This is a genomic window from Plectonema cf. radiosum LEGE 06105, from assembly GCF_015207665.1.
Classification (GTDB): domain Bacteria; phylum Cyanobacteriota; class Cyanobacteriia; order Cyanobacteriales; family Nostocaceae; genus Rivularia; species Rivularia radiosa_A.
Window position 1 is genome coordinate 1 of record NZ_JADEWL010000094.1, and the last position, 15,938, is coordinate 15,938.

The 15,938-nt window shown below is 37.0% G+C and carries 7 protein-coding genes; 4 read left to right on the forward strand and 3 right to left on the reverse strand.

Annotation, left to right across the window (positions count from 1 at the left end; translation table 11 throughout):
* Positions 1-99: 99 nt before the first annotated feature.
* Complete coding sequence (locus tag IQ247_RS22075) at positions 100-4,209, reverse strand: chemotaxis protein CheB (protein WP_193923323.1); 4,110 nt, start codon at positions 4,207-4,209, stop codon at positions 100-102.
* Positions 4,210-4,696: 487 nt separating this feature from the next.
* On the opposite strand from IQ247_RS22075, the gene IQ247_RS22080 reads away from it, so the two are divergent.
* From IQ247_RS22080 to hisS, 3 genes are all read left to right on the forward strand, one after another.
* The gene (locus IQ247_RS22080; RefSeq protein ID WP_193923324.1) at positions 4,697-6,112 is read left to right on the forward strand and encodes an aldehyde dehydrogenase family protein; all 1,416 of its coding nucleotides are present in this window, start codon (positions 4,697-4,699) and stop codon (positions 6,110-6,112) included.
* A gap of 241 nt (positions 6,113-6,353) precedes the next feature.
* The gene (locus IQ247_RS22085) at positions 6,354-6,806 is read left to right on the forward strand and encodes a DUF3598 family protein (protein WP_193923326.1); all 453 of its coding nucleotides are present in this window, start codon (positions 6,354-6,356) and stop codon (positions 6,804-6,806) included.
* A 114-nt stretch (positions 6,807-6,920) separates the two neighbouring features.
* Positions 6,921-8,324, forward strand: a complete 1,404-nt coding sequence (gene hisS, locus IQ247_RS22090) for a histidine--tRNA ligase (protein WP_193923327.1) — start codon at positions 6,921-6,923, stop codon at positions 8,322-8,324.
* A gap of 86 nt (positions 8,325-8,410) precedes the next feature.
* On the opposite strand, the gene IQ247_RS22095 is transcribed toward hisS, so the two are convergent.
* Together IQ247_RS22095 and IQ247_RS22100 are read right to left on the reverse strand one after the other, a co-directional pair.
* Positions 8,411-12,019 (reverse strand): beta strand repeat-containing protein, encoded by a 3,609-nt coding sequence (locus tag IQ247_RS22095; RefSeq protein WP_193923328.1) that lies wholly within the window; start codon positions 12,017-12,019, stop codon positions 8,411-8,413.
* 223 nt (positions 12,020-12,242) lie between these two features.
* Complete coding sequence (locus IQ247_RS22100) at positions 12,243-14,402, reverse strand: PhoX family protein (protein ID WP_193923329.1); 2,160 nt, start codon at positions 14,400-14,402, stop codon at positions 12,243-12,245.
* Between the two features lie 977 nt (positions 14,403-15,379).
* On the opposite strand from IQ247_RS22100, the gene IQ247_RS22105 reads away from it, so the two are divergent.
* Positions 15,380-15,889: a hypothetical protein gene (locus IQ247_RS22105; protein WP_193923330.1), complete on the forward strand. Its 510-nt coding sequence runs from the start codon at positions 15,380-15,382 to the stop codon at positions 15,887-15,889.
* Positions 15,890-15,938: the final 49 nt, after the last annotated feature.

Below are 15,938 nucleotides of genomic sequence, written 5' to 3' on the forward strand. Positions count from 1 at the left end.
GGGGGATGGGGAGAAGCAACTATCAACCAACAACCAACAACCAACAACTATCAACCAACAACTATCAACTAACAACCAACAACTATCAACCAACAACTATCAACTATCAACTGTCAACTGACTGATAATTCGTTCTAAATCTTCGATCAGCACAGGTTTAGTTAAATATTCATCCATCCCCGCAGCCAAGCATTTTTCTCGGTCTCCGGACATGGCATGAGCAGTTAAGCCGATAATTATCGTATGACGCTGTTCACCTTCACGCTGACGTAATTGTCTTGTCGCTTCGTAACCGTCCATCACCGGCATTTGACAATCCATAAAAATTATGTCATATTCATTTTGGCTTAATATATCTAATGCTTGTTGACCGTCTTCAACAGCATCAACTTGATAGCCCAAGCTTTCTAACATAAATAGAATAATATCGCGGTTGTCAGGATAATCTTCTACAACCAATATTTTGAGAGTTTTTGTTGAGGAAGGAAAATCTGTTGTTGTAGGCATTGCTTCTAAACTAGTTTGCTGACTATTAGAATCGGCTAAGGGAAAGCTAACTGTAAACCAAAAAGTCGAACCGCGATCGCGATTGCTACGAAAACCGATTTCTCCTCCCATTAATTCAACAATCCGTCGAGAAATAGTTAATCCTAAACCTGTACCACCAAATTTACGGGTTGTAGAAGTATCTGCTTGCGTAAAAGGTTGAAACAGCTTTTGTTGCATTTTTGAAGCAATACCAATACCCGTATCTTCAACATTAAAATGTAATTTTACAGTAGATTCGGGTGTATTTTGTAATTCTTGTTTTGCAACATATATTCTGATTACAACTTGTCCAGTTTCAGTAAATTTAACCGCATTGCTAATCAAATTAGTGAGAATTTGTTGCAGTCGAAAATCGTCACCGATTAAATTTCGCGGTACATCGGGTGCAATTTCAAATGTAAATGTTAAACCTTTTTGTTCGGCTTGCATCTGAAACAAATTGATTAAATTTTCCCGTACCCGCTCCAAATTAAATTTACTTAAACTTAAATGTAATTCCCTAGCTTCAATTTTAGATAAATCGAGAACATCATTGATAATTGCTAATAATTTTTCTCCATTAACTCTAATTCTTGCTAATAATTTAAATTGATCGGAGTTTAATTGACTGCGCTGTAATATTTGACTGACACCCAATATTGCATTCATGGGAGTACGAATTTCATGGCTCATATTAGCTAAAAATTCGCTTTTGGCTTGATTTGCCGAGTCTGCTGCTTGTGCTACTGCCACAGCTTCTTCTAATGCTTGATTTTTACGTAAAAGTTGTTCTTGGATGCGCTTGCTTTCAGTGATTTCGATTACCACGCTTCCGACTCCGCGATTACCATTGAGCAAATCAACGGGATAATAATTAGCACACCAATATCGTTGGACATTAGGAGCAGCTGGTGTGGTACCGTGAACTTCAATATCGCAGATTGATTGACCAGTTTCGATTACTTGATTTAAAGTAGGTTCTAAGCTCTCGGCTAAATCGGGTAATATATCTCTAATGCGTTTACCAATATGCTCCTCAATTGATAAACCGTTCATCTCAGCTAAAGTTTGGTTGACTCGCAGGAATTTGAGTTCTTGATCGTGTAAACCCAAACCAACTGGACTAGTAGCGTACAAATTCTCTAATAAATTGTTAGTTTTATGTAATTGTTCTTGTATAGTTTTGAGTTCATCGATATTGACAAATGTCACTACAACCCCATTTCGAGTACCATCTTCTTTTATATAAGGATTAACCCGCATTAATAGTTGTTCACCAGTAGAAGTAATAGAAACTTCTTGCTCAATTATTCTCGCGGTGTCAACTACTCCTTGTAGGGTTTCGATTAAATTAGGATAATTTAAATTGTGAGTAAAATGGGCGAGGGGACGGTCTAAATCGGATATTCTAATATTAATAGCGCGGGTAGCTGCGGGTGTAAATTTACGAATATTCAATTGAGGGTCGAGAAATACTACACCAATATCTGATGAGCGGAGTAAATTGTCAATGTCGTTGTTGAGTTGAGTTAATTCTGCAATTTTTCCTTGATACTCGGCGTTAACAGTGTATAATTCTTCGTTAACTGACTGTAATTCTTCATTGGTACTTTGCAGTTCTTCATTAGAAGCGAGAAGTTCTTCGTTAGTAGCTTGTTGTTCTTCGTTAGTAGTTTCGAGTTCTTCAATGGTTACTTGAAGATTTTCACGGGTTTGATTTAATTCGTATTCTAGTTCAGTAATTTGTCGTGCTGCTTCCTCATCTACTTCAAAACGCAAAGCCGTTGTATTTGATATAGATGATTGGGTTTCTACTTCTAATACCACAATCAGTAAATCTTCAATCCCTGGTTTACTTTTATCAAATCCTACCTTCAAACTGACACTTTCTTCTTCTTCTTCTTCACCACCACGATTTAATTGAATTCCCGTATAAATCACATTTTCGATATCGCGTTTTGCACGATGTAAAGCTGTAGATAAAGGTAATTTTAAATCGGGATGAATAATTTCAATAATATCTAATACTGCCTCGCCTACCTGATATTCTAGTAAATCGGCGCTATTGTAAAATATTCGTAAAAGTTGATTATCTCGATTGATCAATAAGCAAGTTAATTTTCGTTCTTCCAGACAATAATTCAATACCTCTCCCAAAAGACGATCTAATTGATTTTGTCTGGTTTTCGTCCGCACGGTAGAATTTATAGGTGTGATTAGCGTCTGTTGGGTGATTGGTGCGAGCCTTAAGGGAATATCCCGACGCTTGCTAAAAATTTTTAACTTTGGTTCTAAGAAAGTAAATTCTTCTGCTAATTCTCCTAAAGTTTCTGAACCCCCTAAAAATAGGATTCCGTTGGCTGTTAAGGCAAAATGCAACAACCGCAGAACTTGTTGTTGGAGATGTGGTTGCATATAAATTAGCACATTGCGACAACAAACCAAATGCATTTTAGAAAAACCTGCATTTTTGGTTAAATCATGGGGTGCAATAATCAACATCTCCCGTAAAAAACGTTTGACATGAAAATGATCTCCATGATGGGTAAAATATTTTTCTAAACGTTCTGGAGTGATATCCTTAGTAATATTTTCTGGATAAATGCCTCTCGCTGCGGTTTCCAAAGCATTAGTATCTAAATCTGTGGCAAAAATTTTAACTTGAATTGATTTATTACTTTTTTCTATGGCTTCATCTACAAGCATAGCCATTGTATAGGCTTCTTCCCCGGTGGCACAAGCTGATATCCAAATTCTTAATTGTTGTTGCGGCTGTAAATCGGCGATAATTTTGGGTAATACTTGTCTTTCTATATATTTCCATGATTGGCGATCGCGAAAAAAACAAGTAGCACCTATGAGTAAATCCTGACGTAATAATTTTTGTTCTTGTTCGGATTGTTGTAATAAAACAATATAATTTTCTAGACTATCGCATTGAGTGATGGTACAGCGATGATGAATCCGCCGAGCAAGTGTACTAACTTTATAATGAGAAAAATCTATTTCCTGTCGTTCAGCAAGAATATCTAAAATCTGTTGTAGTTGATCTGGATCTATTAAACTAATATCTTGCACTGAAGCAGAAGGGTTATTTTCAAAAAAACGAATTAAATCAAAAACAGTACGAGCTAGTTCTTGAGGAGAAAGAATTTCATCGACTAAACTAGAAGGAATTGCTCTACTAACCATCGAGGTAAATTGAGCAGTTTCTGGTGACTGTACCAAAGCAATACCACCTGCTCGACTAATTGCTTTTAACCCTTCAGTACCATCATTCCCAATTCCCGATAGGACAATTCCTACTGTCTTTTCTCCCCATTCTTGAGCAATAGATTTGAAGAATTTATTAACGGGGTAATCAAAAGCATCGGCTTTTGGAAGCAAGCGCAACTGATTATTACTGATAATTGTCACTTTACCACGTGGCAGCACATAGATTTTATTTGGTTCAAGAGCCATTCCATCTTCGATTTGATAAACGGACAATGGAGTTTGCCGTTGAATAATTTCCATGATTGTGCTTTCATGTTCAGTGGACAAATGTTGTACCACCACAAAAGCAGCAGCAGGATGATCGGGTAAATTACCAAAAAAAGCTTTTAACGCTTGCATCCCTCCCGCAGAAGCGCCAATACCTATAATAAAAAAGTCTTTGTGATTTGCAGATGGATTAGCCATTAAATCAGCCAAGCAATTGAGTGATTACATTGCAAGTCCTTTCGGGGAAAGTTACGCCTTACAGCTTTTTTCAACTCAGGTAAATAGCAATTGTAAATAAACTTACTATATCAAAATGAATAGTTCAATTTGTCTTAAGTAATAAGTAAGAATCTATCTTAAGAGATATTAAGCAATTACCGATTATGTATTTTTGTATCAAAGGAGTAGGGAATAGGGAATAGGGAATAGGGAATAGGGAATAGGATTGGGGGGGATTGAGTTTCTAGACCCACGTAACAAAAAAAACTGTAAAATCTTAATTTTTCGTGGGGTAAGAAGTAGGGTTTTTATTACTGTTATAAGGGTGTTACCGATATTTAGATCGTAAAAACCCGACTTCTGTGTAGAAAATTCATCACCTTTAACCTTTAACCTTTAACCTTTAACCTTTAACCTTTGACCTTTAACCTTTAACCTTTAACCTTTAACCTTTAACCTTTCCTTTATGTCCAAACCAATCGAAATCCGCAACCCCCGCACCGGAAAATACGATTACGTAATTATACCTCCACCAGAGAAGCTTTTAGTACAGCAATGCCATCGTCTGCGGAGAGCGCAAAAAAGTTGGTTTGATTTGGGTTTAGATGGACGAATTGATACTTTACTAGAGTGGAAAGATGCTATCAATTCAATGCGAGATAAATTGATGGAAGCTTTAGTAATTGATACTGGTAGATTATCGGTTTCTAAATTAGAAATTGATTCATTTGTTACGAGCATTGATAGATGGTGTCGGTTGAGTTCGAGGTTATTACAAGATAAGGAAAAAGGAACCTCAATTTCATTTATTAATGTACAACAAACGGCAGTTCCTTATGGTTTAGTTGGGGTTATCAGTCCTTGGAATTTTCCTTTATTATTATCAACTATTGATACCATTCCGGCATTACTTGCGGGTTGTGCGGTAATTGTTAAACCTAGTGAAATTACCCCTAGATTTATGGCACCCTTGATGAATGCGGTTAATGCTGTACCAAAATTACGAGATATATTAACTTTTATTGAGGGAGATGGTAAAACGGGAGCAACTTTGGTAGAAAATGTAGATTTAGTCTGTTTTACAGGCAGTGTAGAAACAGGACAACAAGTTGCGATCGCAGCAGCACAACGTTTTATTCCAGCGTTCTTAGAATTAGGAGGAAAAGACCCAGCAATTGTTTTAGAATCAGCAGATATAGAGTTAGCGACTTCTGCTATATTATGGGGTTCAGTAGTCAATAGCGGACAATCATGTTTATCAATAGAAAGAATTTATGTTGCAAAAAATATTTTTGCAGAATTTTATCATAAACTGATAGCAAAAGCACATCAATTAAACCTTGCTTATCCGACATTAGAAAGTGGAGAAATTGGTCCAATTATTACTGAAAGACAAGCTGCAATTATTAATGAACATTTACAAGATGCAGTAGCAAAAGGTGCGGTAATTCACTGTGGTGGTGAAGTTGAAGAAATCGGTGGTGGTTGGTGGTGTCATCCGACAGTTATTACCGAAGTGAATCATGAAATGAAGTTAATGAATGAAGAAACATTTGGTCCAATAATGCCAATAATGTCTTTTTCTACAGTAGAAGAAGTCATAGAATTAGCTAATGATACCTTTTATGGATTGAGTGCAGCAGTATTTTCCGAATCGCGAGATGAAGCATTAGAAATAGCGCGTAAAATCGATGCAGGTGCTATTAGTATTAATGATGCAGGTTTAACATCTATGATACATGAAGCTGAAAAAAACGCTTTTAAATTTTCCGGTTTAGGAGGTTCTCGTATGGGTGCTTCAGCATTAACAAGATTCCTGCGGAAAAAAGCATTTTTGATTAAGACTAAGGATAATTATGACCCTTGGTGGTTTAATCAGTAATCAGTTATCAGTTATCAGTTATCAGTTATCAGTTATCAGTTAACAACCAACAACCATCCACTATCAACCAACAACCATCCACTATCAACTATCAACTATCAACCATCCACTATCAACCATCAACCATCCACTATCAACCATCAACCATCCACTATCAACCAACAACCATCAACTATCAACCATCAACTATAAACTATCAACTATCAACCAACAAATATCAACTATCAACTATCAATTAATTATGTCAAATATAAAAGAAGAAATGCCGGTGCTTTATCGTCATCAAGGAGAATGGAAAGGTACTTATACTGTAGTTGATAGTGAAGGTAAAATTATTGATAAACACGAATCGTATTTAATCTGTGAGTTTCCCGAATCTGGTGATTACTCTTATCATCAAATTAATCATTATACTTGGGCAGATGGAAAACATGAAGAACATCAATTTCCTGGGATATATCAAGATAAAAAATTAATATTTGATACTGAACGAATTACAGGTAAAGCTTGGGAAGTTGATGATTCAACGATTATTTTATGGTTTTCTTATAAAGGAATACCAAATGCTTATTTATATGAAATGATTAATATTAGTCAGTGTAATAATTATCGTTTTCGTACTTGGCATTGGTTTAAAGATAATCAAGTATTTAAACGGACACTAATTCAAGAAGAAAGAATACAGAATCGGTAATAGGTAATGGGTAATGGGTAATGGGTAATAGGTAATAGGTAATAGGTAATAGGTAATAGGTAATAGGTAATAGGTAATAGGTAATTGTCAACTCTCAACTCTCAACTGTCAACTATGTCAAAATCTGAAAAAATAAATTATACAAATCCCAGCGGCTTTACTGAATTTCTACCAGGTGAAAAGCGCTTAGAATCTTATTTAATGGATACTATCCGTAAAGTATATGAAAGTTACGGATTTACACCAATTGAAACTCCTGCGGTGGAACGTTTGGAGGTTTTGCAAGCTAAGGGAAATCAAGGTGATAATATTATCTATGGTATTAGTCCGATTTTACCGCCGAATAAACAAGCTGAGAAAGAACAATCGGGTAAGGATAAATCCGATGATAATAATTCGGAAGCTAGGGCTTTAAAATTTGACCAAACTGTTCCTTTAGCAGCTTATATTGCGCGGAATTTAAATAATTTGACTTTTCCCTTTGCACGCTATCAAATGGATGTAGTATTTCGTGGGGAAAGGGCAAAAGATGGACGTTTTCGCCAATTTCGTCAATGCGATATTGATGTGATTGCTCGTCGAGAATTGAGTTTGCTTTATGATGCTCAAATGCCTGCAATTATCTCGGAAATATTTGAAGCTGTTAATATTGGCGATTTTCTAATTCGCATAAATAACCGCAAGGTTTTAACTGGTTTCTTTCAATCGGTTGGTGTCACCGAAGATCAGATTAAAACCTGTGTGGGAATAGTTGATAATTTAGAGAAGATTGGCGAAGTTAAGGTAAAAAATGAGTTAGAAAAACAAGGAATTTCTTCAGAACAAACTGAAAAAATTATTGAATTTATTAATATTAAAGGTTCGGTGGATGAGGTATTAGATAAGCTGAGACATCTTGCTGAAAATATATCAGAAGCTGAACAATTTAAGTTAGGAGTAGATGAATTAGAAACTGTAATTTCAGGAGTTCGTAATTTAGGAGTTGCGGATAATCGCTACTGTATTGATTTATCAATTGCTCGCGGTTTAGATTATTATACTGGCACAGTTTATGAAACAACTTTATTAGGACATGAAGCTTTAGGAAGTATTTGTTCTGGTGGTAGATATGAAGAATTAGTCGGAACTTTTTTAGGGGAAAAAATGCCGGGTGTAGGTATTTCTATCGGTTTAACTCGGTTGATGAGTCGGTTATTAAAAGCTGATATTTTAAAGTCTTTATCTGCAACACCAGCCCAGGTAATGGTGGTGAATTTACAAGAAGATTTGATGCCACTTTATTTAAAAGTATCTCAACAATTACGTCAAGCAGGAATTAATGTAATTACTAGTTTTGATAAACGTGGTTTGGGTAAGCAGTTTCAATCGGCTGATAAACAAGGAATTCAATTTTGTGTCATTATTGGTGCTGATGAAGCAGCAGTAGAAAAATCTAATTTAAAGGATTTAAAATCGGGAGAACAAATAGAAGTTTCTTTGGATAAATTAGCTGAGGAAATTCAACGGAGATTGGTTTAATAAATTCTAATTTGTCGTTCATAATGTATTACCGAAAACCCTTGAAGGAGACGTAGCATTGCTACGTCTCTACATTATTTTAAATACTATTCCAATTCACGAGTATTGGTAACGGTATTTCCGGTAATATTTTCAGAACCAGTTTGATCTTCTACATAAATACCTTGATCAACAGCATTATTAATCTCGTTATTAATAATTGTAGTTGTACCGTTAACACCTTCGACACCGATACCTTGAGCATCGGTTGTATCGATATTATTTCCGGTAATTTCCACGTTTGTCTCGGTATTTTCAGCAAAATTACCAACGCTGATACCGCGTCCAGTGGTATTAGTGATAGTGTTAGTCAAAATGGAAATGCCATCAGTTGCAGCACTATCAAATAATTCGATATAAATACCATCGGAGAATTCATCAAACTCGACATTACTAATTTCATTGTTAGCAATGTTTACATTACCTTGGCTATTTTGGTTGAATTCGACACCAATTCCTGCCAAAAATGTCTCGTCGATGAAGTTAGCAGTAATATCCACATTATCAAGTTGGGAATCATCAGCAAGGGTAACAAAAACCCCATTATCCGCACCAGTGATGGTATTATTAGTAATCTCGGCGCTTGCTGTTGCAGTTCCTGATAAGTCTATAACTGCACCATTCTGGTTATCGCTGATTTGGTTATCTTTAATTGCAATTTCTGCATTACCAGAATCGTTATTAACCGCAATACCGTTACCTTGATTGTCAGTAACGATATTGTTGGTAATATCAACTTTACCAGTATTATTAGTTAAACCAATACCTTTACTTGAGCCATTGGTGACAGTATTATTACTAACTTCAGTAGTTCCATTAATACCTTCAACAGCGATACCTTCAGCACCTGTTGTATCAACAGTGTTTCCAGTAATTGCGAGATTAATGCCGATATTTTCCGCAAAATTAGCAATACTAATACCTCGCCCAGTGGTATCACTCACAGTATTGTTGTTGATGGAAATATTATCCGCAGAGGCATTATCGAACAATTCTACATAAATACCATCGGATAATTCATCCAACACCACATTACTAATGGTATTGTCAGCAATGTTGACATTACCTTGACTGTTTTGGTTGAATTCAACTCCAATACCTGCCAAGGATGTATCTTGAATGGTATTGCCAGTAATATTTGAATTTACCTTTGCATCATCAAAGACTTGTACAGTGACTCCCTGGGATAAATTATCAAGCAAACCAGTAATTTGATTATTTGTAATATCCAAATTATCCACATCGGAAACATCACCAGCAGCAACAAAAACGCCACTATTAAAACCAGTGATGGTATTATTACTAATCTGGGCGCTGGCAGTTGCAGTTCCCGATAAGTCTATAACTGTACCATTCAAGTCATTGGTGATTTGATTATTCGCGATCGCAACTTGGGTATTTTCAGAAACTGCTGTTGTCACACCCAGGCTGTTGCTGATTTGGTTATCTTGAATTGCAATTTCGGTATCACCAGAATCATTATTAATCGCAATCCCATTACCTTGATTATCGCTAACGGTATTGTTAGTAATATCAACTGTACCAGTAGCATTGGTTAAGTTAATCGCTTCGTCGAGGGCATTTTTAACAGTATTGTTACTAATAGTAGTAGTTCCATTAATGCCTTCAACAGCGATACCTTGAGCATCAGTTTCATCAACAGTGTTTGCGGTGATTGCAAGATTTGTGTTGTCAACAGAATCAGTAACACTGATACCACTTCCAGCAGCATTCTCAACTGTATTGTTACTAATGGTAGCTGTACCATTTATCTGTTGTAGACTAATACCTTCACTGAGGGTATCTTTAACAGTATTATTACTAACTCCAGTAGTTCCATTAATACCTTCAACACCAATACCTTCAGCATCACTTCTATTAACAGTATTTCCAGTAATTGCGAGATTGATGCCGATATTTTCCGCAAAATTAGCAATACTAATACCTCGCCCAGTGGTATCGCTGACAGTATTGTTGTTGATGGAAATATTATCCGCAGAGGCATTATCGAATAATTCTACATAAATACCATCGGATAATTCATCCAACACCACATTACTAATGGTATTGTCAGCAATGTTGACATTACCTTGACTGTTTTGGTTGAATTCAACTCCAATACCTGCCAAGGATGTATCTTGAATGGTATTGCCAGTGATATTTGAATTTACCTTTGCATCATCAAAGGCTCTAACTTGTACACCACCGAAGCTGTTGTTGATTTGGTTGTCTTGAATTGCAACTTCCGCATTACCAGAATCATTACTGATAATAATGGCATTAGCTTGAGAATTGAGAATGGTATTGTTAGTGATATTAACCTTACCAGTAGCATTGGTTAAGTTAATACCTTCACCATCTTGGATAGTATTATTGATGATATCGACATCACTAATGTTTTGACCAAGCACAGTACCATTAACGGTAAAGCCATTTAAAATGGTATTGCTCTTCAAAGTGAAATCACCCTGAATAGTCGTAGAGAAGACATCTAAATCAGCAAAAGGTAATCCCACAATACCTAGTTCGCGAGTGTCAATTGTTCTGCGAGTAAGACTCGAAGCAACTTCCGTTAAGTTTGGTATCTCAAAAGCAGGTAAGGTATTCTCATTAATGTTAGAGCGAACGTAGATTAAACTACCTGGTTTGCCTTTTGCATCTTCCAAAGCTTGGGAAAACTTATCAAAACCGTAGGGAGATTCAACAGTACCATTGCTATTTCCAGTATCTGCAACGTAAATGATATTCCAAGCATTTCCTGTCGCTGGATTGGTTAAAGCCGCAGAAAGACCCAACTGAGTATCATTTGTAACTGCAATAGTTGTACGTCTCTCAACAAAACTACCCATCCGCGCCCAATTCTGATTTTGTTTCGTTCCCCTTTTCGCACCACTACCGGGGAAATTCACGCCCACACTGACAACTGCTTTGGTATCAAACAAAGCATCATGCTGCAAAGATAAATTGACTCCGACAAAATTAGTTGGACGGGCTTCTAAACGAGTCTTCCAACCAAATGCTTCCTTACCTCCAGCAGAGAAATAATAACCACCCGCATAAGCACGTAAATCACCACTACCAAGACGTGCTAACTTTGTTCCGACTTCCGCATCTATTCCATGTAAACCCAATTCAAAAGAACGTAACTGCTGGGCAAAAACACTATTACCACTAAAAACCGCAGTTCCAGTATTAATCGAGTTACCAACCTGCTGACGGCTATCACCAAGGGGAAGATAAGCATTTGCACGGAAATCCACCTTGCTTAGAGATTCAAAACCGAAACCTAATTGTTTAAAATAATTTTCTTCCGTATCACGACCATCATAAGCAATATAAGTACCAACAACTTGGTCTTTTTCTGGATTGTAAATCCGGTGTCCAAATAATACATGACCACCCATTTCGGAATCGTTATCTAGGAATAATCGTCCCTGAACAAAGGTGACATTTTTACCATTCGTTTGGAAAACCGGAACAAACGCATCCAGACTACCTAGAGATTCAAAACCAGAACCTTCAGTTGTATACTGAATGCCAAACTGAGGGGAAACGGATGGCAATTTTTCGGAATTAGTTTCTTCAGCAACAGCAGATGCTGACAAAGCCAATAACCAAACAGCAGTCAAATATGTAATTTTTGAAAAATTATTCATGAGACCAATTATTACTTGATGGTACAAACCCCTGGATTGAGCCGTGAGACCAATCCAAAATTCACGATTCGTAGCTTTCGGGGCGGATATAATCCAGGCTTTTTCTGGCATTAAAATTTTGTATAGACGTAGGAAGTCTACGTCTATACCAAATTAGCGGGAACTTAACGGCTTACCCTTATTATTCAGGCAATCTTAACTAAGATATGTTTACGACTTAGTATTAAAGACCACCGATAATTCCACCGTCATTACGGGTAATCACTACTGTTGCGGAACGGGGACGACCATCTGGACCATAACCTTGAGAGTGAGGCCAATTACTGGTTAGATTTGGATTTGTTGCATCACCACTATCACCTGGATGCTGGATGTTAATAAACATGGTTTTACCATCTGGTGTGCTGGTGACACCAGTAACTTCGCAGTCTGTGGGGCTGGTCAAAAATAGCCTTACTTCCTTGGTATTGGGGTCAGCACAAGACATGGTGTTACTACCGATGTTGCTCACATCACCTTTACCATCTCCCGAATGATCAGTCTGAATCCAGAGACGACCGAAGTCGTCGAACCATAAACCATCTGGTGAACTCAAGTCATCACCGTTGATATTACCAACAAGATTTGCTTCAGTTCTTTTGCTATCACCAGCTTCCAAGAAAATATCCCAACTAAAGGAACTAGCTGTCACAGTGCGTCCAGTTTCTCGCCAACGGATGATGTGACCATAACGGTTATCAGGACGAGGGTTAGCAGCATCAACAGGAGGACGTGCTGAACCTCCAGCTGTCGTACCATCGGGATTGTTGACAGAAGCTGGATTTGTACCACGACGGCTATTGTTGGTCAGAGTACAATAGACTTCAATTTCCTGGAATCCGTTGATACGAGGACGGGCTGCTGTCCATTCTGGTCTATCCATCATGGTTGCACCGACTCTATCTGCGGCTTCTCTAGTTTTAATAAGCACTTCACCCTGGTTTCTAAAGCCATTCTGTGCTGTTAAACCATTTTGTCCGTGAACTAAAGCTATCCACTGACCAGTACCATCATCGTTAAATTTAGCAACGTATAAAATACCGTCATCTAATAAGTTACTGTTGGCACCGCGAGCTCTGGGATTGTAGGGTCTGGAGCAAACAAACTTGTAGATATACTCGTTACGTTCGTCACAACCCATGTAAAAAGCTAAACGATTTTGGTCATCAACTACATACTGAACGCTTTCGTGCTTAAATCTTCCTAATGCAGTACGCTTGACTGGTTTGCTTTGGGGGTTGTATGGGTCAACTTCTACGACCCAACCAAATAAATGGGGTTCGAGGGGATTAGTACGGTTATTAAAGCGGGGGTCAGCTTCATGCCAACGATAACCAAATCCATTCTTGGTAACACCGTAGCGAGCTTGTGCTGCTAAAATTTCTGCATCAGGAATTCCTGGAGTTGAAACTAGAGTCTCGTCAAGATGACCGAAGTAGCCGTTCCAGTTTTCTTCACAGGTGAGGTAGGTACCCCAAGGAGTGTAACCATTCGCACAGTTATTTACAGTTCCGTAAGCGGTGAAACCATCGTTTACACCGATTTGCACAGAACCAGTGGAAGTGATATTAAACTTTTTCGATTTTAATAATGCGTTACCTGCGGCGGGTCCAGAAACCCGCATCTCAGTGTTAGCGGTGAGACGACGACCATAGGGAGAATTACGTTCAAAAGTCCAGCTATTACCAAATCTGGTTTTGGATACCTCAAAAATCGAGACACCGTGAGCAGCTTGAGATTTGCGGACTTTGGCAATGGTAACAGGAGTCAAACCTTCGGAACCATGAAGAATGGTTTCTTGGGTGTACTCGTGGTTAACACAAATGATGCCACTATTAACTGTTGGTCCTTGATTACCAACACGTCTAGCTGTTCTATTGGATACCTCTCGTCCACCGCTCAGGGGGAAAAAGTGCATACCATCAGAGTGCATACCATACTGCTTTTCTTGAGCAGAAGCATCTTGAGTAGCATCTGGTGACCAGGTGGGAGCTCCAGGCATGATTGGGTCTCCCCAAGCAATCAATACTTCCGCTTTGTAACCGTCGGGAACGCTAACTAAATCTTTTTCCAATTTCCCTGTAGCTGGATTCAGAAGATTGGGCTTAATACTTTCAAAACCAATACCTTGAAATCCTGAGCTAGGTGGGATGGGCGCAGCTTCTACAGTTTGAAGTAAACCATTAACTGTAACATCACCTAAAACTGTTAACACGGAAGTACCTACAGCAGTCATGATAAAGCGACGACGCTTCATCCCCATGCGCTCAATCACGTCGCGGATTGATTCGTTACCAGATTGGTTCAGTGATACGTCATTCTTTGGATGAAAACGACCTTTCATTCGGAGTATTCCTCTCTTTCAGGTTTATTTATTCTTTGAACTAATCAAAATTTTTAGCTGAAATGATGCGCGGAAAATATGAGTGTGAATTTTTATCATGCAAATCTTACAGATATTCACACTTTCAAAAAAAATCTAACGATTGCTGAAATAAGAATTCGTTATTGAATCTAACTCAATCTAAGATTAATACATTAAATCGAAGTAAAGTCAGCATTAATTGACTATTAATTTATCAAATTATAATTACTTACTAATAAAAATAAATCAGAGCTATTTATTTATAGATATAGCAATTTTTAAATGTATCAAGACTTACGTAAATAGAAATTTTTATTATGCCTGAAACTGATTGTAAGGAAGCATTCACGTTCTTAATAACGTAATTTATATATATAGTACTCAAGTAGTGCGTTCACTCCGTGTGCGAGAAGGGAAAACATCTTGCTCGTTACTGCTAGGGAGAAAGATGCTCCCACTACAATTCTAAATCTTCATAAATATGTTTTTCCCAAATTATTTAGGATTGCTAAGTAAGCTGGCGCAAAAAATAACCCTATATAAATGTAAATCAATCTTCAACTCTCTTCCCTCTTGCCTTGTCTAAATGATAATTTTCTGTATCGACCTACTTATATAAATAAGACACTTTCTTCTTAATGGCATTAGTTTTGTATTGCAAATCACAAATCAATAAATGTTATTCTAAATTTTAGCGTTTTTTAATCTCTAGTTAATATGATTATGTGATTCTAGAAAGTTAGGTAATTTAGAATTGATTAATCTTTAATATATTGATTTTAATTTGTTAAAAATACTTGTTATTTTAAGCTTTAAAGTATCGTATTTACTTTTGCATTTACAAAATTAATGTAGTATAGGTTTTGTTACTTACCCACGTTGAATCGGTTTTAAGCAATCGATTGATTAGAAAAAATATCCAGTGTATTGCCAATCTAATATATATAGAAAAATATATGAGATATATTCCCAGTAAATTCTTGTCTTTTCCCTTACTATTAACTTGTGCAATTTTTTTGATAGCAATTACATCTCATAGTTCTAGTTTATTATTTAGCCTGCTAATCGGTTCCTTGCTGATGATAGCGATTCAAATATATGGAGAGTTTCGCCAATCTTCTCAATATGTGATTTCAGTAATTCAAACTGTAGTTATCGTCATTCTTTTAAGTATATTTTGGTTGGATTATTTTAGTACACCTGCGGCGGCTCAATTTTTTGGTAAAGCCGAAAATTTTTTTAAAAATACTTTAACCCAAGGGTCGCAAGGAGGTGCTAATGATGCGGTTAGTTTAGTTTTTAATGTTTTGCGAGCATTGTATTTACTTTATATTGCGATGGCATTAATTGGAGTAATTAATGCAGTCCGGAAAGACGAGGATTGGCAAGTTGTAGCCCGTACTCCTTTGTTGGTAGTAATTGCTGTGACAATAGCAGATGTATTGACTTCTTTTGTAATTGGGTGACAGCAGGAAAGTTCCGCGAACGTAATTAAATAATCTAAAATTCAAAATC